This is a genomic window from uncultured Gimesia sp. (assembly GCF_963976445.1).
Classification (GTDB): Bacteria; Planctomycetota; Planctomycetia; order Planctomycetales; family Planctomycetaceae; genus Gimesia.
This window is the reverse complement of the sequence record NZ_CAXBKP010000001.1, coordinates 190,999-211,002: the sequence shown is the minus strand read 5'-3', so window position 1 is coordinate 211,002 and position 20,004 is coordinate 190,999. Positions and strand designations below refer to the sequence as shown.

13 protein-coding genes are annotated in these 20,004 nt (G+C 49.6%); 9 read left to right on the top strand and 4 right to left on the bottom strand.

What is annotated here, in order from left to right:
- Positions 1 to 45 precede the first annotated feature (45 nt).
- A complete protein-coding gene (locus AAC022_RS00875; RefSeq protein WP_339727066.1) occupies positions 46 to 708 on the bottom strand; it encodes a class I SAM-dependent methyltransferase in 663 nt (220 codons plus the stop codon).
- A gap of 323 nt (positions 709 to 1,031) precedes the next feature.
- Here AAC022_RS00875 and glgC point away from each other — a divergent pair, with 323 nt between their 5' ends.
- Both glgC and AAC022_RS00865 read left to right on the top strand, forming a co-directional pair.
- Positions 1,032 to 2,267, top strand: coding sequence for a glucose-1-phosphate adenylyltransferase (gene glgC, locus AAC022_RS00870; RefSeq protein WP_339727063.1), 1,236 nt, complete (start codon positions 1,032 to 1,034; stop codon positions 2,265 to 2,267).
- Positions 2,268 to 2,778: 511 nt separating this feature from the next.
- Complete coding sequence (locus AAC022_RS00865; protein WP_339727060.1) at positions 2,779 to 4,197, top strand: arylsulfatase; 1,419 nt, start codon at positions 2,779 to 2,781, stop codon at positions 4,195 to 4,197.
- Between the two features lie 157 nt (positions 4,198 to 4,354).
- Here the strand turns inward: AAC022_RS00865 and AAC022_RS00860 are convergent, their stop codons facing one another.
- Complete coding sequence (locus AAC022_RS00860) at positions 4,355 to 6,241, bottom strand: DUF1598 domain-containing protein (protein ID WP_339727057.1); 1,887 nt, start codon at positions 6,239 to 6,241, stop codon at positions 4,355 to 4,357.
- 265 nt (positions 6,242 to 6,506) lie between these two features.
- Between AAC022_RS00860 and mutM the strand changes: the two genes are divergently transcribed.
- The 5 genes from mutM to AAC022_RS00835 all read left to right on the top strand — a co-directional run bounded on the left by mutM (position 6,507) and on the right by AAC022_RS00835 (position 13,958).
- A complete protein-coding gene (mutM, locus tag AAC022_RS00855) occupies positions 6,507 to 7,352 on the top strand; it encodes a DNA-formamidopyrimidine glycosylase (RefSeq protein WP_339727054.1) in 846 nt (281 codons plus the stop codon).
- A gap of 206 nt (positions 7,353 to 7,558) precedes the next feature.
- A complete protein-coding gene (locus tag AAC022_RS00850) occupies positions 7,559 to 9,286 on the top strand; it encodes an ATP-binding protein (protein WP_339727051.1) in 1,728 nt (575 codons plus the stop codon).
- Positions 9,287 to 9,378: 92 nt separating this feature from the next.
- Positions 9,379 to 10,140: a 23S rRNA (guanosine(2251)-2'-O)-methyltransferase RlmB gene (rlmB, locus tag AAC022_RS00845; RefSeq protein ID WP_339727050.1), complete on the top strand. Its 762-nt coding sequence runs from the start codon at positions 9,379 to 9,381 to the stop codon at positions 10,138 to 10,140.
- A 389-nt stretch (positions 10,141 to 10,529) separates the two neighbouring features.
- Entirely contained in the window at positions 10,530 to 11,504 is a 975-nt protein-coding gene (locus AAC022_RS00840) for an SDR family oxidoreductase (protein ID WP_339727049.1), read from the top strand.
- 90 nt (positions 11,505 to 11,594) lie between these two features.
- A complete protein-coding gene (locus tag AAC022_RS00835) occupies positions 11,595 to 13,958 on the top strand; it encodes a polysaccharide biosynthesis tyrosine autokinase (RefSeq protein WP_339727046.1) in 2,364 nt (787 codons plus the stop codon).
- 29 nt (positions 13,959 to 13,987) lie between these two features.
- Here the strand turns inward: AAC022_RS00835 and AAC022_RS00830 are convergent, their stop codons facing one another.
- Together AAC022_RS00830 and AAC022_RS00825 are read right to left on the bottom strand one after the other, a co-directional pair.
- A complete protein-coding gene (locus AAC022_RS00830; protein WP_339727043.1) occupies positions 13,988 to 15,343 on the bottom strand; it encodes a sigma-54 dependent transcriptional regulator in 1,356 nt (451 codons plus the stop codon).
- 24 nt (positions 15,344 to 15,367) lie between these two features.
- Positions 15,368 to 16,816, bottom strand: a complete 1,449-nt coding sequence (locus AAC022_RS00825) for an ATP-binding protein (RefSeq protein WP_339727041.1) — start codon at positions 16,814 to 16,816, stop codon at positions 15,368 to 15,370.
- Between the two features lie 484 nt (positions 16,817 to 17,300).
- Between AAC022_RS00825 and glgA the strand changes: the two genes are divergently transcribed.
- On the top strand, positions 17,301 to 18,812 hold the full coding sequence (glgA, locus tag AAC022_RS00820; RefSeq protein ID WP_339727038.1) for a glycogen synthase GlgA: 1,512 nt from the start codon (positions 17,301 to 17,303) through the stop codon (positions 18,810 to 18,812).
- A 62-nt stretch (positions 18,813 to 18,874) separates the two neighbouring features.
- Complete coding sequence (locus AAC022_RS00815; protein ID WP_339727035.1) at positions 18,875 to 19,870, top strand: DUF4921 family protein; 996 nt, start codon at positions 18,875 to 18,877, stop codon at positions 19,868 to 19,870.
- The last annotated feature ends 134 nt before the right edge of the window (positions 19,871 to 20,004 follow it).

The following is a 20,004-nucleotide window of genomic DNA, read 5'->3' as shown; positions in this document are numbered from 1 at the left end:
CAGGTTCCCGAGAAGGCCGAATTGGAAAAGAAGAATTGCTCCGGATCAGGATGGTGATTTCCCGACCAAAGCCGCCACAGGCATGGTCCAGATATCCAGCGTCTGTTCTGACTTGATTTCAAAGCCGGCCTCTTTCAGCAAGCCGACGGCATTGATGGGCTGGCAGTCCACAATATGCGGGAAATGCTGGTGCATCCACTTGTAGGTTTTTTCCAGAACGCTGTCTTTGTCCCCATCCTTGGGCAGAGCCATGGAAACCACACCCAGCCGTCCATCCGGTTTCAATACGCGTCTGATTTCCTTGAGCATTTCCGGAATTATCTCCAGTGGGAACAGTTCCAGGGTGAAGCTCATGCTGACCACGTCAAACGTGTTATCCTCGAACGGGAGGGGCGGCGTATTGGCGACGGAGAGTTCCACACGATCAGCCAGACTCGCTTCAGCGACCCGTTTTTCAGAGACTTTTTTCATCCCGTCTGAGATATCAACCCCATAAACCTTGCCCGATTCTCCGACTGCAATTGCCAGAGTCACCAGAGAGTGCCCGGTTCCGTAGCCAATTTCCAATACGGTTTCCCCTTCGGAAATCGCCAGTGCTGCCAGCCCTTTTTCGCGGGCGACATGTTCGTTGGAGTCGGCGATTAAGTCGTAAGAATGACTGATACGGTCATAAAATGATTTGGTGAGTTTTTCATCAGAGGAATTCATGAATGCGTTCTCCAGACAGAAAAGTAAGAGTGTAACACCTCGAATTATAAATTGATCAATTCTCCGAGAGAAGCCGGAAGCATCAAAACAATGTGAAGTTCATGAATTTGAAAAAATGAAAACCCGCTTTGGGTAAAATTACTCTGGCTTGGATCCTGATTTTTTCATAAGAAAAGGCAAGTTCATCAAATCGGAGATTTTTTTGAATTCCTTTCATAGACGGTGCATGCTACAACATAGAAATAGATGCTGCGTACCTTGTTGACGGATAAAGGAATGAGTCCTTAAAGATCTTGTTCCATAAAAATAAGGAGGGAATACTTATGCGTAATGTTTTGGCTTTGGTTCTGGCTGGCGGTAAAGGATCACGCCTGGAACCTCTCACCAGAGATCGAGCGAAGCCTGCGGTTCCGTTTGGAGGGGGATATCGAATTATCGATTTTACGCTTTCCAATTGTATTAACAGTGGTTTACGTCGGATTCTGATTCTGACGCAATATAAAGCTGCCAGTCTGGACCGGCATATTAATTTAGGCTGGCGGTTTCTCTGCCGGGAACTGAATGAATTTATTGACGTTCTACCGCCGCAGCAGCGAATTGACGAACAGTGGTATCAGGGAACCGCCGACGCCGTCTATCAAAATATTTACACCATCGAACGTGCCCGCTCGGAACATATCCTGATTCTCTCGGGTGATCACATCTATAAAATGGATTATTCGAAGCTGATTCGGGATCATAAGGAATCCGGAGCCGAGGTCACCATCGGCTGTATTCCCGTCGATCGCACCGAAGCAACTCAGTTCGGTGTGATGGGCGTTGACGAGGATATGCGTGTCGTCAAGTTTGAAGAAAAACCGATTTCACCCGCACCGATGCCCAATCATCCCGAGAAAAGTCTGGCGTCGATGGGCATCTATGTCTTTAACACGAATTTCCTGTTTGAGCGCTTGTGTTACGATGCCACTCAGTTAGACAGTTCGCACGATTTTGGAAAGAATATTATTCCCTCCATCATCGATGATCATCTGGTCCGCGCGTATCCTTTTCAAGATAAGAATACGGGTGATGGGTATTACTGGAGAGATGTGGGAACTATCGACTCCTATTATGAGGCGAATATGGACCTTGTTTCGGTCCACCCACAATTGAACCTGTATGATAACACCTGGCCGATTCGATCGTATCAGCCACCCGAACCACCTCCCAAATTTGTCTTTGCCCAGAGTGAAGGTTCCAAGCCTCGTGTGGGGCAGGCGGTGGATAGTATGGTCTGTTCGGGTTCGATTATTTCGGGGGGCCGCGTCAGTCAATCGATTATTTCGTCCAACGTGCGCGTCAACAGTTGGGCAGAAATCGATAATTCGATTTTGTTTTCCGGCGTGAATGTCGGACGTCATGCCAAAATTCGGAATGCCATTATTGATAAGGGAGTTTCCATCCCCAAAAATTGCGAAATTGGTTATGACCTGGAACAAGACAAGCGCCGCGGATTTACCGTTTCGGAATCGGGCATCGTGGTCATCGGCAAGATGGATGGTTTTCCCGGCGAAGAGTAAATCAAAGAAGTATGCCGCGGAAGCATCTCGTTAAACTGAGATGCTTCCGTCAGGCAGTGCGCATAAAAATTCCCGGAAGCAGTAGCCCAGGGGGGGGAAGGACTTGTACTACTTCCGGGAGGCGATTGTTCGCTTTTGTATTTTCTGTTTCTTGATTGATTCGAGACAGATTACTTTTACAGCTTCAAAAAGATCGATGCCGCAGCTTCCATGCTTTGGGCATTCGATCTTTCCATTGAGTGAATAAAATCGCTCAACGGACACCGGTATTTGCTTGAAGGTTGAAAAAGGAGTTGATAACTGTCAATCTGAGGTGTGATGTTATCAGGAATTGTTTTTTCGAAGTTTAAAAATCAGCGTGATTGCTAATGGTGCGGGGAGAATAAAATCTCAATTCGATTTGGTCAACCCCAATCTAAAACGTTTTTAAAAAATGATTTTCGAAAGCATGATCTGCATGTAAATATTTCAAAAAGCGACTCAAACTAAAATTGAGAAAGGTTCTGGCATTATGTTTCTGAGATTCTGTTTTCTTCTGACTCTGTTCTGTTATCTGACTGGAGAATATTCCCCAGTTTCAGAGGCGGCAGAACATAAACCCAATATCATTTTCATCATGGCAGATGATTTAGGCTACGCCGAGTTGGGGTGCTATGGTCAAACAAAAATCAAAACACCCCACATCGATAAACTGGCTGCGGAGGGAATAAAGTTCACACAAGCTTACGCGGGCTCCATGGTCTGCCAGCCTTCACGCAGCGTGTTAATGACCGGGCAACACACCGGGCACACTGCCGTTCGCGCCAATGATCTGAATCAACTGCTGTATGAAGAAGACAAGACGGTTGCCGAAGTTCTCAAAGATGCCGGGTATGCGACGGGCGCTTTTGGTAAATGGGGTTTGGGGTATGAGGGATCTCCCGGCCATCCCAATCGGAAAGGCTTTGATGAGTTTACCGGCCAGTTGCTGCAGGTGCATGGTCACTTTTATTATCCGTTCTGGATCTGGCGGAATGCCGAAAAAGTCATGCTGCCTGAAAACGAAAATAATCAGCGTGGCACCTACATCCATGATTTGATTCACGAAGATGCCAAAAAATTCATTCGCGAAAATCAATCGCGCCCTTTCTTTGCGTATCTGCCCTATATTATTCCGCATGTGGAACTGGTAGTGCCTGAAGAGTCGGAGCGTCCCTATCGCGGAAAATTCCCTAAGACACAAATTCTGGATCCCCGTCCCGGTTATATTGGTTCGGAAGATGGGCTGACGACCTTCGCCGGCATGGTCTCACGCCTTGATGCGCATGTAGGTGAAATTGTGGCGATGCTCGACGAACTGGGAATTCGCGACAACACGCTGATTATTTTTACCTCCGACAATGGCGGTCAAGGGGGGACCTGGAAGGACATGACCGATTTCTTCAATGGGAATGCACCGCTCAAAGGTCACAAAGGATCAATGTATGAAGGGGGGCTGCGTGTGCCTTTTGTCGCCAGCTGGCCTGGTAAAATTGCGCCCGGTACAACGTCCGACCTGCAGATTGGATTCTGGGATATCCTACCCACTTTTGCCCAGGTCGCAGGCACGAAGGTTCCTCAGGGAGTCGACGTCGACGGAATCTCTTTTCTGCCGACTCTACTGGGGAAAGGAAAACAACAGCAGCACAAATACCTGTATTGGGAATACACCAAAGGCGAAATTCGCTCGCGGGCACTGAGGATGGGAAACTGGAAAGCCGTCCAGAATCGCATGAAAAATAAGATCGAACTGTATGATCTCGGAAAGGATATCGGCGAAACGAAAAATCTCGCCAAACAGAATCCGGAAAAGGTAACCGAGATGACCAAAGTCATGCAGCAGGCGCATACTGAGCCGCGTGATTTTCCTCAAAGCTTGAAGCCAATCGGAATTCAAGGCTATGTGAAATAAGGCTGAGTGAAAAAAGGCTGAGTGAAAAAAGGCTGAGTGAAAAAAGGCTGAGTGAAATAAGACGATGTGAAATCGCAGTCACTGGCAGTCAAAAATAAAAACCGCGGCCTGAATAACGGGCCGCGGTTTTTTTATGACGTCTGATTTGAAATCAGGATTAGTTAGCCAGATCCCACCACCAGCGACCCACGGGCAATGCGGGAGCTTTCGATTGAGTGGAGACGGCTCCGACTTCGGAAGAGACTTTCAGGTTGTTCTGATTTTTGACAACAGAACCAGTATCGACGCGAACGCCGCCGGCGACCTGAACGACAACATCTTTGCCGTTGAAGACCCGATGGTTCACAACCGTGTCAACGGTGTGAGCCGCTTCGAACTCTGCGGGGTGATAAACGCCGTTGGCAGCGAAGGCGGTCATTTCCCAGCCGGCACGGTCTGCCAGTTGTTCATTCCGCATCAGAGCAGCCACCAGAGCCAGGTCAAAAATGTTCTGCAGGTCGGCATACACCAGATCCTGTTGTGCCAGTTCCTGATAGTGTTTTGTGAAATTGGCCGCGAAATCCCGGTTCAGCTTTTCGGCTTGACCGGTTTGCAGCCGCTGACCATCGTTGGTGACGATCTGATTTTCAGACTGGCATAGAACCGAAGAACCAACCACCTGATAAGCGGAACGCTCGGCATTGTGCAGTACCGAATCGTACTTCATGGTCAACCACCAGCGAAGTGCTTCCAGGCTTTGTGTACCTTTGTCGTCTTGCTCTGCCAGCAGATCAAAGTAGCTGGGGATATTTTCGCCAGCATCCATTTTTCCGATGCCGATCAGCTTCATCCGGTAATCGGCTTCGATCAGGACGCGAGCAACGCGTGATGTATCGGGAACGCCGTACAGTGTAATGTCCTGCACGCCCAGTTTCTCTTTCAGTTGTCGAGTCCAGCTTTGAACGCCGGCTCCGGCACGAAGTGGGCCGCGTGCATTCGACTGAGCGACGAATTCTTTAACACGAGCCAGTCCTTCCGCACGGGGATCAAAAGAACAACCAAAGATTTTTTCACCCTGATTGGAAAACGTACGCAGTACTGTGACCAGGTCGTCCAGTTGCAGGACAGGGCGGCCGCTTTCAATGCCGACAGCCAGTCCCTGCTCGTTGTAGATCCAGGCTTCTGCAGGACCCGCAATGACAACTTCGTTTTCTTTTGGATAAACAAATACGTATTCGACTTTCGTCAGTCCTGCCAGCATCTTCATGGTTTCGACTGGAGAACGTCCTTCTTCAATCAACTGTTGGACTTCTTTTTCCAGACGTGTCAGCGAGATCAGTCGCAGTTGACTGTTCTGAGCCACGTTTTGATTCAGGTCGGCTTGACGGGCTTTCATTCCTAATGCAGCCAGTCGACCATTGAGTTCCTGCTTGCTGATGTGGTGCAGCAGACCGTTGGGGTCAACGCGAACACCACTGTCGAACTGCCGGATCGATCCTTCACCTTCACCGGTGTCTTCCCAAAGTCCTGAAGTCTGAGTCTGAATCAAATCAATCAACTGAGTAAAGTCAGCCAACTGTGATCCCCCGGCCATTGACATCGCTTGGGTGCGTTCGCCCATGGCTTTGGTGCGTTCGTCTGCCAGTGGAATCCGGTTGATGGTTCCCAATGCGGCGACAAAGTCACCCGACTTCAGTTGAGCCTGCACAACCATTCGCAACAGTTGTGTCCGTTGATGCAGGTTGGCAACCGTTTCAGCGGTTTCAATGGCCTGGCCAAATTCACCAGATTCTAAATGAGCGGCGACCTGTACTTCAGGAGCGACTCGTGGTGTTTCGACGATCGTTTCGGTCGTGATTTCAGGAACCACAGCCACAGTCTCTTGTTCTTCAAGCACGAGTGGCGATTCTTGTGGAGTTTGAATTTGTTCCGGAGTTTGCTCTACAGTCACAGCCGGTCGTTGTTGGACCAGAAAAAAGGTGACTGCCAGAACGATAGATAAACAGGCGACTGTTGCCAGAACTGAAACAACACTGGAGCCTACTCGAGGGTTTTTAGGGCGCATGGACGCTCTCCGATTGGCACTTATGACTAACGGACTATCTTGCGGTTCGTGTGTACACTTTTTGCAAGATGGGGAACTTATAGACTTTACCGTCTAGGATCGTCCAACTTCGCCCCAACGTCAAGCGTAATCTTAAATTTCTTGGCCTTCCTAATTCAGCTCAGCTCTGAGATCCAAAGAACAGTCACAAGTAGTAGAATAGAAACACATTGTTCAAAATCTGTTACGCCCTTTAAAACTATTAATTGATACAGAGAGAATATTCGTGCCAGAGCTACCCGAAGTCGAGACGATGGTTCGCGGCATCCGTGAAGCGGTCGAAGGTCATCAGATCACCGAATTTCGAAAATGCCCCTGCTCCTGCAAGCCTCTGACGATGACCCCCAGCTTTAAAACCATGCGGACAAGGGCTTTAAATCAAACAGTGATCGCGGTCCGGCGTTTCGCCAAACGAGTGATCCTGGATCTGGAGAATGAGAGTTCATTCGTGATCGAGCCGCGGATGACTGGACTGATGCTCTTGTCTGACCCGCCGGATGCAGAACATTTGCGTTTGGAGTGGCAGCTGAAAAAAGGACGTTCCCAGAGCGTACTTTGGTTCTGGGATCGGCGCGGGCTGGGAACGGTGCGGCTCTATCGTAAAGCAGAATTAGAGACCGCATTAGGACCCGATAGACTGGGCCCCGATGCACTTTTGATCTCTCTGAAGGAGCTGAAGCAGCGTTGTGCGGCAACCAAACGTGCGATCAAGGTGGCATTATTGGATCAGAAACTGGTCGCCGGCATTGGAAATCTTTATGCCAGCGAAATCCTCCATGTCAGCCGGATTCATCCAGAACGCGCAGCAAACCAAATAACCGATTCAGAAATACAGACGATGCATAAAGCCATCAAACGCATTTTGAAAACCGCAATTCGCTATGAAGGCTCGACACTCGGAGACGGCACTTATCGGAACGCTTTGAATCAATCCGGCAGCTATCAGAATCAACACCGGGTCTACAGTCGCGAAGGAGAAGTCTGCAGTTCCTGCAAAGGAGCAGAAATTGTGCGGATCGTTCAGACGCAGCGCTCTACTTTTTACTGTCCCTGCTGTCAGGCGAAAAAGTAATCGAATTCTTCCTCGGCACTGTAAGCTGGAGATGGGGGAGGCTCTGGTTAAGTTACCTGTACCAGAGTGGAATCTGACAAATTTCAATGAATTGCAGTGAGATTCTCAGAAACTTGCTTTTCTATTCCAACGCATATGGCTTAAGATCAAAGGGTAAAAGGCGCAAGTCCTGGCCCTCCTTCTGATCCATTGGTTGATGGAATTTCATGTCGTACCGTGCTTTCAAAAAACTGTTGGGTGAAACCAACCTCGAACGGAAATGCCGTTTTCTGTTCGGCGGCGGTTTGATGGTACTGATTACCGCCAGTTTTTCATTGAATACCTGGTTGAATAATCAGGTGCTCGACGACCAGAATATTACGTCGGCCCGATTACTGGTGGCCCCTATTATTCTGGAAAAGCATTGGAAGTGGTCTGAGAACGATAAGAATTACAAAGACCTGATTGAGAAAATCGTCCAGTCTGTAAAGTCAAAAGATCTCGGCGATTACAGTTGGGCGGTCTTTAAGCCTAGTCCTTCTGACGCTGATTCCAAAGAACGTCCGATCGACAGTGCCGGTTACGAAGCGCTGGAACGGATCAAGGAAGGCGAGACAGAAATATTTTATCAGGATGAGACCGAGGGACGATTTCAGTATTACAGTGCAATCTACGCCTCTGAGTCCTGCATCTCCTGTCACCGATTGCACGATGATCCGGATTTAGAACTCGGTGGTCTGATCGGGATCGTCAATATCCGGTTTCCCTCACAGAAGGTAGAGCAGGCGCTGAACTGGAATAAAGCGATCAACCTGGCATCTGCCATCGTGACTGCTTTTCTCGCGATGCTGGCCGCCTATGCGATTGTACGATACGTGATCGTGAAACCGGTCTTGCACTTAAAGGATGTCAGTGACCAGATTGCCCAGGGAAATCTCGACTTAAGAGCCGACATTCGCACGGGAGACGAATTCGAAGAACTGAGCTATGCCTTCAACCGCATGTTGCGTCACCTGGTGACCGTGCAGGAAGAATTACGGACCGTGAATACCGACCTGGATACCAAGGTCGATGAGTTGGCCCAGGTCAACCTGCGGCTGTATGAAATGAACAAAATGAAAGATGAGTTTCTGGCGACGATGAGCCATGAGCTGCGCACGCCGCTCAACAGTATTCTCGGTTTCAGTGATCTGCTGGCGAATTCCAAAAATCTGGACGACAAACAGAAACGCTATGTCGCCAACATTCAGATGTCCGGGAAAAACTTATTGGCTCAGATCAATGACGTACTGGATCTCGCCAAGATCGAAAGTGGCAAGATGGAGTTGCAGCTTTCTGAAATTGTCATTGCCGATCTGATTGAACGGCGGGTCGGCACGATGCTGCCTCTGGCCGATAAGAAAAACATTGAAGTGACTTCAGAGATCGACCCGAAAATTCCGATTCTCTTCCAGGATTCCATAAAGATTCAGCAGATTCTGAACAACCTGATTTCCAACGCGATCAAGTTTACGCCCGAAGGGGGACGCGTTCACGTTGCGGCGACACTCTGTGCTGATAATCCGGAGATGATGGAACTGCTTGTGGAAGATACGGGGATCGGGATTCCCCTTGATGAGCAGGAGCACATCTTCGAAAAATTCCGTCAGGGAAAATCGTCTCCCGAATCAAAAGACGCGTTGACCCGCGCCTACGAAGGCACCGGGTTAGGCCTTTCCATCATTCGTGAACTTTCGAAGTTACTGGATGGCGAAGTCTTTCTGGAAAGTGAATTTGGTCGCGGCAGCAAATTTACCGTCAGGTTACCTGTGAAGATGAGTCTGGACCAGAACCACCTGCTGTCCAATTTGGATGATACTGCTGTAGGTATGAATCGCATTAAGACTTCGGATCTGGCTGAGTATGCACAGGGAAAACTCGCACAGAACAAACATTCTGAGACGCGCACTCCTTGAATCTGTCGTAGAGAGACTCTACCCTTTTCCTTCTACCCGGCAATTGTCGTTCTCATTATTCGTCCCCGTTGTTGACTCAGGAATATGAATCTGTGGCTCTGGAGCTAAAAAATCCTCATAGTGTTCTGGCTGCGTTGCAGTCGCGCCCCATCGATGTCACAGAGATTCGTCTCTCAGCGGGCTCCGCACAGGGGAACTGGGGTGAGGTCGCAGACGAAGCACGCAAACATCGTATTCCGGTCATCATTAAAAAGTCCGCACCGCAGAAGATGAAACGTAAGCAGTCGGAAGAGCAGGGGCGTCGCACCGCAGGTTCTGTCGGCATGGTCAAGCCGCGCACTCCTTCCTCGCTGGGCGAACTCTTTGCGAACGCGGAAGGGGAGACGGAACTGAATGGACTCTGGCTGGCGATGGATTGTATTCAAGACCCGCATAATATTGGCGCCATATTTCGTACGGCTGCTTTTTTTGGTGTGCGAGGCATTGTGCTCACGAAAGATCGTTCTGCGCCACTGAATGCCACCGTCTATGATGTCGCTTCAGGCGGGATGGAAGCCATTCCGTTTGCCGTGGAAACCAATTTAAGCAGAGCTATGACCGATGCGAAAAAATTAGGCGTTTGGATTATGGGGACTTCCGAGCACGCCGAAGATGATGTCTCAGCGTTTCATCAGGATCGCCCCTGGATGGTCGTCATCGGCAACGAAGAAAAGGGACTCAGACGCCTGACGCTGGAGCAGTGTGATGTTGTCTGTCGCCTGACGCCGACCGGAATTGTAGATTCGCTGAATGCGTCCGTTGCCGCCGGAATCATGATTGCCCGATTCTCTCCCTTTGGTCCCGGTGTGAAATAGCGTCGGCCGGTTTCGCGCGAAATTCATCCGATAATGGACACAATCATCAAAATGTCGATGATTGTTACAACGCGCATTTCAAGTACCGATTAAAGCGGATTTTCCCGTTATCTCTCTACACCTGCATCCAAATCCACAGGTGCCCCCTGCCACACAACTGCGCATTGTTTTGGTTGTATGGGAAATGCCTGTCTATAATATGAGGTAAGGCCGCGGGCTGCGGATGTTCGATAATTTCTAAGAGGAATACTCGGAATTCATCACTTATTCCGCGCGAAAGTCATGCTACATTGAAGGTATAGATTCGGGAAACTCCGATTGACAGGCTGGGGTCTCTGCTGATTAATTGTGAGACCCAGTAAAACGTTATCAATGCAGGAATAAAACACGTGACAAATTATTTAGTAACCGGCGGTGCAGGGTTTATTGGTTCTCATATCGCAACACGTCTGGTCAAAGAAGGGCACACCGTGCGTGTGTTCGATAATCTCAGCACCGGGGCACTGAAAAACCTGGCACACCTCCAGGATCAGGTCGAGTTCGTTGAAGGCGATTTGCGAGATTTAAAAGCGGTCGAACAGGCAACCAAAGGAATTGATATCGTTTTTCATCAGGCCGCGCTGGCTTCAGTACCGCGGAGCATTGTTCACCCGCTTGATACACACGAGGCTTGTGTGACCGGAACGATTCATGTGCTGGATGCAGCCCGCAGACTGGGCGTACAGCGTGTAGTCTATGCCGGCTCCAGCAGTGCTTATGGGAATCAGAAAGAAATGCCCAAGCATGAAGGCCAGGCACCAGAAGTGCTCTCGCCGTATGCCGCTGCCAAGCTGGCGGGGGAACTCTACTGTCAGGCGTTTGCCAATTCCTACGACCTGGAAACTGTTCGCATCCGGTACTTCAATGTCTTCGGTCCGCGTCAGGATCCCAACAGTCCGTATTCCGCTGTGATTCCGTTGTTTGCATCGGCGTTGCTCGAAGGGCGTCGACCTGTGATCTATGGCGATGGTACCCAGTCTCGCGATTTTACGTATATCGATAATGTCGTACAGGCAAATCTGCTGGCTTCACAGGCCGATGCCAATATCGTCTCCGGAAATGTGTACAACGTCGCCTGTGGAAGTTCTTTGAATTTGATCGATCTCTTGAAGGCGATCTGTGAGCAGTTAGAAAAACCATACAATCCCGATTTCCAACCGCGGCGGACCGGAGATGTGCTGCATTCCTGGGCTGATATCTCTGCTGCACAGCGGGATCTGGGCTATGAACCGGTGGTAGAGATCAATGAAGGTTTACGCAGGACGATCGAGTGGTATGCCGACTATGTTAAATCGGAATCCAAACCGTGTCTGGGCGGCTGCTAACCCGGCAGCAGAGACAACAGATCTCGTAGAGACCAACTTAGAATACTTGCTGAATCATTTCAGCGTTTAGATAGATCAGGACCTGGTGTCGTGAATACCGAATTTCAACCTCTGGATCAACAATCCGATTTTGCCATCGATGGCGCGGAAGAGAATGCGCCCATTAATTCGTCTGGCCCCGGAGTCGATATCGTACGGCTGTTGTTTCGGCATAAGTTTCTGCTGGTCGCTGGCCTGATAGCGGGTTTGTTATTCGGGCAGGTTGCCTACATGAAGCTGGGCCCCATCTTTTCTGCCAGTACCAAGGTCCAGGTGTCACAGAAAAATCCGGTTCCAATTAGTCAGGGCGAGGTTCAGACTTTCGGTGAGCTGACGGCACACATTGATGTGATTAAAAGCCCGCGTATTGTGGGCGAAGCGGTGAAAGATGCAAAACTGAATGATCTACCCTCACTGGCAGGGGAAAAAGACCCGACACAAGATATTATCGATACCTTAAAGGTGAAACGCATTTCGGGGAATGACCGCGCGTACTTGAATATCCTGAGCATCACCTATGAAAATCCGCGATCGGCGGATGCCAAAGCAGTAACAGAAGCCATCGTCAATGCATATCGCAAATACCTGAGCGACGTCCGCGAGGAAAATACCGAAGACATCCTGAAACAATTGAAAGAGGCCAATCAGCAGATTCTGTCTGATCTGGAACAAAAGAAAAAAGAGTATAAACAATTTCGGGAAAAGGCCCCCCTGTATTGGGAAAATACACCCGGTTCCGACGCGGGCGTTGCCGGCAGCACCAACGTGCATCAGGAACGTGTCAAAGCCATCGATAACGAACGCCGCATCAATTTGCTGAAACTGACGGAACTAAAATCCAAAGTGGATTCCCTCAAAGCGGCGATCGCCAGTGGGGAATCAAAAGAAACACTTGAACTATTAGCACAGCAGTTCCTGATGGGCCAGACCCGCGGACAGGCCGGCAATGCCAACGCAAATCAAGGTCAAATTGCGGTACCTAACACGACGCAGGTAGACCGTGCGCGTGTTGCCCTCGAAACACACTTGATGCCGTTATTGATTCAGAAACATCGTCTGGAACGGGACTTTCAAAAGAATCATCCCGATCTCGATGCCGTCAATCGCAGTATTGAAACTGTGATTAATCTGTACCGTCGACAGGGGCTGGATATTTCGGCTGAGAATCTCGAATCGGGAGACTTCAAAATCGCAAAAGTTAAGGATGTCGATTTTGTCAACATTTACCTCAAATCAATGGAGCAGCAGCTCAAAGAACTGAATAACCGGGAAACGGAACTGACCAAACTGTTTGAGCAGGAAATCGAACTTGCCAAAAATGTGGGAAACTTTCAGGTAATTGATCAGTCATACAATGAAGAAATCGCGCAACTGAAAACACAACGTGAAGAAATTTTCAAACAGCTGTTGGTAGAAAAAGTTTCACAGGGGGATAGTGGTTATACATTGACGCAGCTGTCGCCGGTCAGAGATGAACTGGTAATCAAACGCCAGATGAAATTCCTGATGGCTGGCGGTGCTGTCGGACTGGGGCTCGTGTTGGCCATTTCTTACTTCAGAGAAATGCGTGATACAACAGTCAAGTCGGTCGATGAAATCAGAGATCAATTGCACTTGCCAATTCTGGGTGAAGTTCCCACATTCGCCGAGAGTGAAGCGGCCATGGATGACAGTGAATTCGATCCGGCGTTATGGTATTACTATCGCCCCGCCTCCCGGGAAGCCGAAGCGTTTCGCTCTTTACGTACGTCTCTGCTACTAAAAACAGATCGCAGCGGCGCCAAAGTATTGCAGATGACCAGCGCGGAACCCGGCGATGGAAAAACGACATCCATTTCCAACCTGGCGCTGGCGATAGCGCAGACAGGCCGTAAGGTTCTGATTGTAGATGCTGACTTGCGACGTCCCACCGTACACAAATTATTTGGCCTGTCGAACGCAATTGGTTTAGGCGATGTCATGGCTGAAGAGATCGATGCCCAGACTGCCATTCGCGAAACCAGAATCAGTAATCTGTCAATTATGACCGCGGGAACACTTCCGGAGAATCCATCCGAAATGCTAATGTCCCGCCGTTTCACCGATTTGGTCAAACAGCTGCGTAATGAATATGACTATGTCCTGATCGATACACCACCGCTGGTCGTCGTCAGTGATCCGTCAGTGATTGCCTCAACGGTTGACGGTGTGCTGCTGGTAGTACGCGTTGATAAGAACCGCCGTGGGGTGATTCGAAAAGTGCAACAGATCATTCAGACAAACGGCATTAAAGTGACCGGCATCCTGGCCAACGGCATCTACACCGGCCGCTATGGAAAATATGACTATGGGACCGGCGAAGGCTACCAGGAATATTTTGAGGCGAAGCCACAGAAACCAGAGACGAAGCCCGCGGTTCCGGTGATCACCAGTTAAGATATCGCACTAATACTCCAGCTCAATATCTACTCCAGCTCAATGTCCAACTCTTCAATTTTGCGATACAGGCTGGAAAGACCGAGCTTTAACCGCTTGGCTGCTTCCCGCTTGTCGGTACTATCTTTCAACACGCGCGTAATATGCATCCGTTCGTAATGCCGCAGCGCCAGTCGCAGGTCATCCACATCTGGTAGCGGGGGCTCATCCTGATGTAACTCTGGCGGCAGGTCATTCAGACAGATCAGCGTGTCATCGCACATCATAACGGCTCGTTCGATGGCATTATCCAGCTGCCGCACATTGCCTTTCCATTCTGCCGACATCAGCGTCCGAATTGTTTCGCTGGTCGCGCCGGTCACCCGTTTTCCCATTTTGTGTGAATGCTTCGTGATAAAGTATTCGATCAGTTCCGGAATATCATCGACGCGCTCGCGTAATGCCGGAATGTGAATTTTCATCCCATCCAGACGGTAGAATAAGTCTTCTTCGAACTCCCCTTGTTTGACCATCTCTGCCAGGTCTTGTGTCGTCGAAGCAATGAGGCGGACATCCACTTTCACTGGTTCAGCACTACCCAGCGGCAGGATCTCGCCATATTCAATCGCCCGCAGCAGCTTCCCCTGTGTGCCTAAAGGCAGTTGTGAGATTTCATCCAGATAGACGGTTCCGCCATCGGCATTTTTGAAAACTCCCATCTGTTCTGCCTGCGGGTACTGCAACGAACTGGCAGCAGACCCAAAGAGTTGTGACTCCAGCAATTCAATGGGACGCATTCCGCAATTCACAGCCAGAAAACGCTGTTCCTTGTTCGGCCCATTCGAATGAATCGAACGGGCAAACAGTTCTTTCCCTGTACCCGATTCGCCAAACAGCAGCACGTTCGAATTGGTGGCGGCAATCTTGCGAATCGTGCTCTGCAGTTGCTGTAGAGTTTTACTGCTGCCCACAATTTCTTCGATGCCGGGGCTGCGCGCCAGTTCCCGTCTTAAGATCTGGTTTTCATAGAAGATTTTCTGATATTCAAACAAACGATTCAGTTTGTGTGACAAGTCATCAAAAATCACCGGCTTGACCAGATAATCAAAGGCGCCCGCCTTAAACGCCGAGATCGTGTTTTCCACGGTGGCATACGCGGTGATGATCAATACGAAAATATTCGGCTTGATATTCTGTAACCGCCGGAGCAGTTCAATGCCATCTCCGTCTGGTAATTGCACGTCACAAATCGCGACATTAAAATCCCGGTCTCGTGCCAACTCCAGCGCTTTGGCGACCGTAGAGGCCTGCATGGTCTCGTAGCCTTCACTGGTCAGAAATTCCGACAGTGAAGTTCGGATGACTTCTTCATCTTCAACGATGAGTACAGATCGATTCAGTTGCACGTTGGGTTTAATCCTGTTTTCTGCTTATGTCGTTACAAATTTGATTTCATTTGCCGGGCCAGGGGGAATCTCCGCCAGACCTTGCAGTTCGTCACAGTTCAGGGCGACAATAAATTTTGCACCAGCTTTGACACTCTCATCGATTTCGATTGTTCCGGAATTCGAATGCTCAAGAATGTTTTTGCACACAAATAAACCGAGCCCCGTTCCTTTCGCTTTCGTCGTAAAGTAAGGCTGGAACAGTTTCGGTTTATCTTCTTCCCGAATTCCCTGACCATTGTCATGCACGGAAATCAGAATCTGGCCATCGCGGGCTTCTGTTGAGATTTCGATCGATTCGCCTTCTTCCGTCGCGTCCATCGCGTTCAGAATCAGGTTGAGGAATACCTGCACCAGTTGATCCCGAACCACCTGTACCACCGGCAGGTTCTCAGCAAACCGGGTGATGATCTTCTTCCCCTTTTTGCGTTTGTAATATTTGGAAATATTCAAAGACTCTGTAATCAGCTCGTTAATGTGACAGCGATTGCGCTCTGTGGTGGCAGGTCGACTGAAATCGATCAGCTCCCGCAGGATGCGTTGAATCCGGTGCAGCTGACCATCGACCTCCTGCAGACGTTTGCACGTGTAGTCGTCGTTGTTATGCCGATTCAACAGTTGCACGAGCGAACTGATTCCCGCCAGCGGATTCCCGACTTCATGTGCAATTCCAGCTGCCAGTAAACCAAAGGCGGCATGTTTTTCCTGTTGCACCAGTAACGCCTGCGATTCCTGTAGGTCGTCGGTACGACGGGCGATCCGTTCTTCCAGCAGTTCCTGATTCTGCTGCAGCTTTGCATTCGCATCCGAGAGTTCCATACTCGTCCGTTTGACCAGACTGGAAAAGGCAATACTGGCCCACGCCACCCAGCCCATCCAGACAATCATCAACAGTAATTGCGTCAGCCAGTCCTCGGGGATCGAAGGGCTTGTAAACAGAATCGTTGTAAAACTGATCAGGTGCAGTCCCAACGTCATATACGCGATCGACGGCGAATGGCGGATCGAACAGACAATCAGCGATAGCAGATAATAAAAGCGGAAGGGGCTGTTCAAGCCGGCGTCATAGTGACAGAGCAGGCCGATAAACAACGCTTCCATCACGGATATGATCAGCGGCCATTGGCCCAGAAATACCCGGCCACGAAAACTGAAATAGGTATCCGCCAGCGCATAAATCGCGCCTAGTGTCAGCATCCAGTTTAACTGGGGAACCTGAATCGCCGAATCTTTACCCACAAAGTTGACCAGCACGTATCCCACACAGAGACCAAACCAGCGGATACGCAGCGTGATCTCTTCTGCCGGCAGTTCCCAGGTATAGGCATCGTGATGAATTTTGGGTGGCGCTGCCGAAGCAGGCACCTGCGTAGACTCATTTTGTGATGCGTCTGTCGTATTCGGTTGATTTTCCAGGATCGAAGGATCATTCATATCAGAAATTAAGACTTAGAGTCGTACTCTCGAAGGGCGGCAAAAGAAGGTTCCATTATGCTACTATTATCTGCGTATCGCGTTGAATGACTGGTTGCATGACCGGCGCGTTCCACCCGAACCGAGGCCCGAATCGGGGCCCGATTTTGGGATTGATGCGGAAAACTCAGGCTATACTATCTCCAATCTGAAATTGATCTGCAATTACACAATCGCTATTTTGCGACAGAAGTTCGCTATTTTTACTGAACAAACAGGTAAAATCAGACCACTGTCCTTATGAGAGTGGCAGTCCTTCGTTTGATGCCATTTAAAATAGACTCTTTTGAAGCGGTGATTTCTGAAAAATCTTTATGAATTGACAGATTCAATTCCGGCTTTCGACTCCACTTGTGTTTACAGATCCGTTACTTTCAACCGATAATACTCTATATATTATTGTAGACACTTTCAGAGATCTGAAATCTAAATAGATCGGGAATTTATGAAAATCGTTTTAGCGAGTTCCGAAGCGATTCCTTTTGCAAAAACAGGCGGTCTGGCTGATGTGGCGTCGGCGCTGTCAAAAGCACTGGCAGAAGCAGGGCATGAAGTCAGTCTGTTTATGCCATATTACCCTCAATCAACGACAAAACGGGGATTGAATCCGGATGACTTTGAAGTCTGTCCGGAAAAGGTCAACGTCGCTGTCGGCAGCAAGGATATTGAGGCCGGACTACGCAAAGCCAGCTTTCCCGATTCCAACGTCACCGTTTATTTAGTTGATCAGCCTCGCTATTTTGATCGTCCCGAATTGTATCACGAGAATGGACGCGATTACCAAGACAATTGTGAACGCTTCATTTTCTTCAGCCGTTCTGTTTTGGAGTTCGCAGACAAGCTGGATTTGAACCCCGATATCATTCACGCGAATGACTGGCAGACCGGTTTGATTCCCGCGTTGTTGAAAATTGAATATCAGGACCGTCCCGGCTTTGAAAAAACGGCCTCGGTGTTCACCATTCACAATATGGCCTTTCAGGGACAATACTGGCATTGGGATATGCTGCTGACTGGCATCGACTGGAAATATTTCAATCGACATCAAATGGAATTCTTCGGTCAGCTTAACCTGTTGAAAACCGGCATCGTATTTTCCGACATGATTACCACTGTCAGCCCGACGTATGCGAAAGAAATTCGCACCGAACGCTTCGGCTACGGATTACACGGCGTGCTTGATACTCACGCCGATCGTCTGGTCGGCATTCTGAACGGAGTCGACCCGACAGAATGGAATCCCGAGATCGATTCGAATATCGCCGCCAACTATAACGCACAGACCGTCGCGCAAGGCAAACCGCTCTGCAAAGCCGCTTTGCAGGAACGCATGGGACTGCCCCAGAAACCAGAGGTCCCGCTGCTTGGCACCATTTCACGAATGACCGACCAGAAAGGATTTTCAATGATTCTGGACGCCGCGGAAAATCTGCTAGCGACCGATGTGCAATTGGTATTTCTGGGAACCGGAGATCCCTATCACGAAGCCTCCTTTACTGATCTGGCAAAACGCTTTCCTGACAAGGTCGCCACTTACATCGGCTTTGATGAAAGTCTAGCGCATCAGATCGAAGCCGGCCTGGATATCTTTCTGATGCCTAGCCAGTTTGAACCCTGCGGTTTAAACCAGATGTATAGCCTGATTTATGGAACCGTGCCTCTCGTGCATGAAGTGGGCGGGCTCGCCGATTCGGTGGTCGACGCCTCCGAAGAGAACTTGGAAAATGGCACAGCCAACGGGTTTTCCTTCTGGCATTTTGACGCCACCGTGTTGTATCGACAAATGCGCCGCGCGGTCGAGATGTATTCAGATAAACCGACCTGGAACCAGATACAGCACACAGGCATGACCAAAGACTGGTCTTGGAAACAGAGTGCGCAAAATTATCTGTCGGTCTATCAACGCGCCAGCGGCTTCCGTGCAAATAATACCGAATCGGTTTCAGCCTCGCATTGACCAACGATATTGACCAGCGGTGAAGACCTTTTTTCTCTGTCCCCAATAGCTTAACTGTTTTTATGTCTGTGATCCGCACCGATCCTCTCACGGGTTATACCACTATTTTCGCACCGGAACGCGCCCAGCGTCCGATTGCGCTTTCCAGTGATGCGACTCCCTACGAAATCACAAAAGAACAAATTGAGTCTGACCCGTTTGCGGAAGGCAAAGAGTCGGAAACGACTCCTGAGTTGTACGCGGTGCGTCCTCCCGATACCCAACCAAACCAGTCTGGCTGGAGTTTGCGGGTTGTGGATAATAAATACCCCGCACTGACTCCCCATGCCACAGCAGCCTGCGGGCCGAATCAATATGGCGTGCATGAAGTCATCGTGGAATGCCCGCAGTTTGAGACACAGATCACGCGTCTGGAACCATCCCAGTTTCAGGAGATCTTCCGTGCCTATCGACAGCGCGTCGCGACCCATCGCGAGGATCCTCAACTGGACTATGTGATCATCTTCAAAAATCAGGGCATTCTCGGCGGAGCCTCATTGGGACATGCACACTCCCAACTCGTCGCCAGTCAGGTGGTGCCTCAAGCCATGCAGCAGGAACTCCAGGCCACACAGAATCATCTGGCCAATACGGGCGGCTCTCTGTTTGAAACGTTTTTACAGGAACAGCCGAATGGCTTTTCGGGGTTGGTTGCCTCCACCCCGCATTTCAATCTGGTTTGTCCCTATGCCAGCCGCTTCGCCTTTGAAACCTGGATTGTTCCCCAGACGCTGAAAACACACTTCGATCAATCCAGTGATCAGGAGCTGGAAGATCTGGGCGCTCTCAGCCGGCGTCTGTTACTGGCTCTGGAAGCAATTCTCGGCAGCCATGATTTCAATTTTGTCATCCAAACCCCTCCCTTCGCGACCAATGATCAAGCCGGCTATACCTGGAGCATGCGCGTCTATCCCCGTCTGGCGCATCTGGCCGGATTTGAGCTGGCGACGAACATGTATATCAATCCGGTCTTTCCCGAACAGGCGGTCGAACAGCTCAAAAAACAGCTTGATTCCTGATCTCTACTCAGTGTTTGGCTCAGGGATAAAATAGAGAATTCAGACCCGGATTCGGAGTTGTCCCAGTTAATCAAACTGGTGAAATCTTGCCTGCTTTAACATTTGACCTTCCTTCGACTGTATTTCAGGTTCAA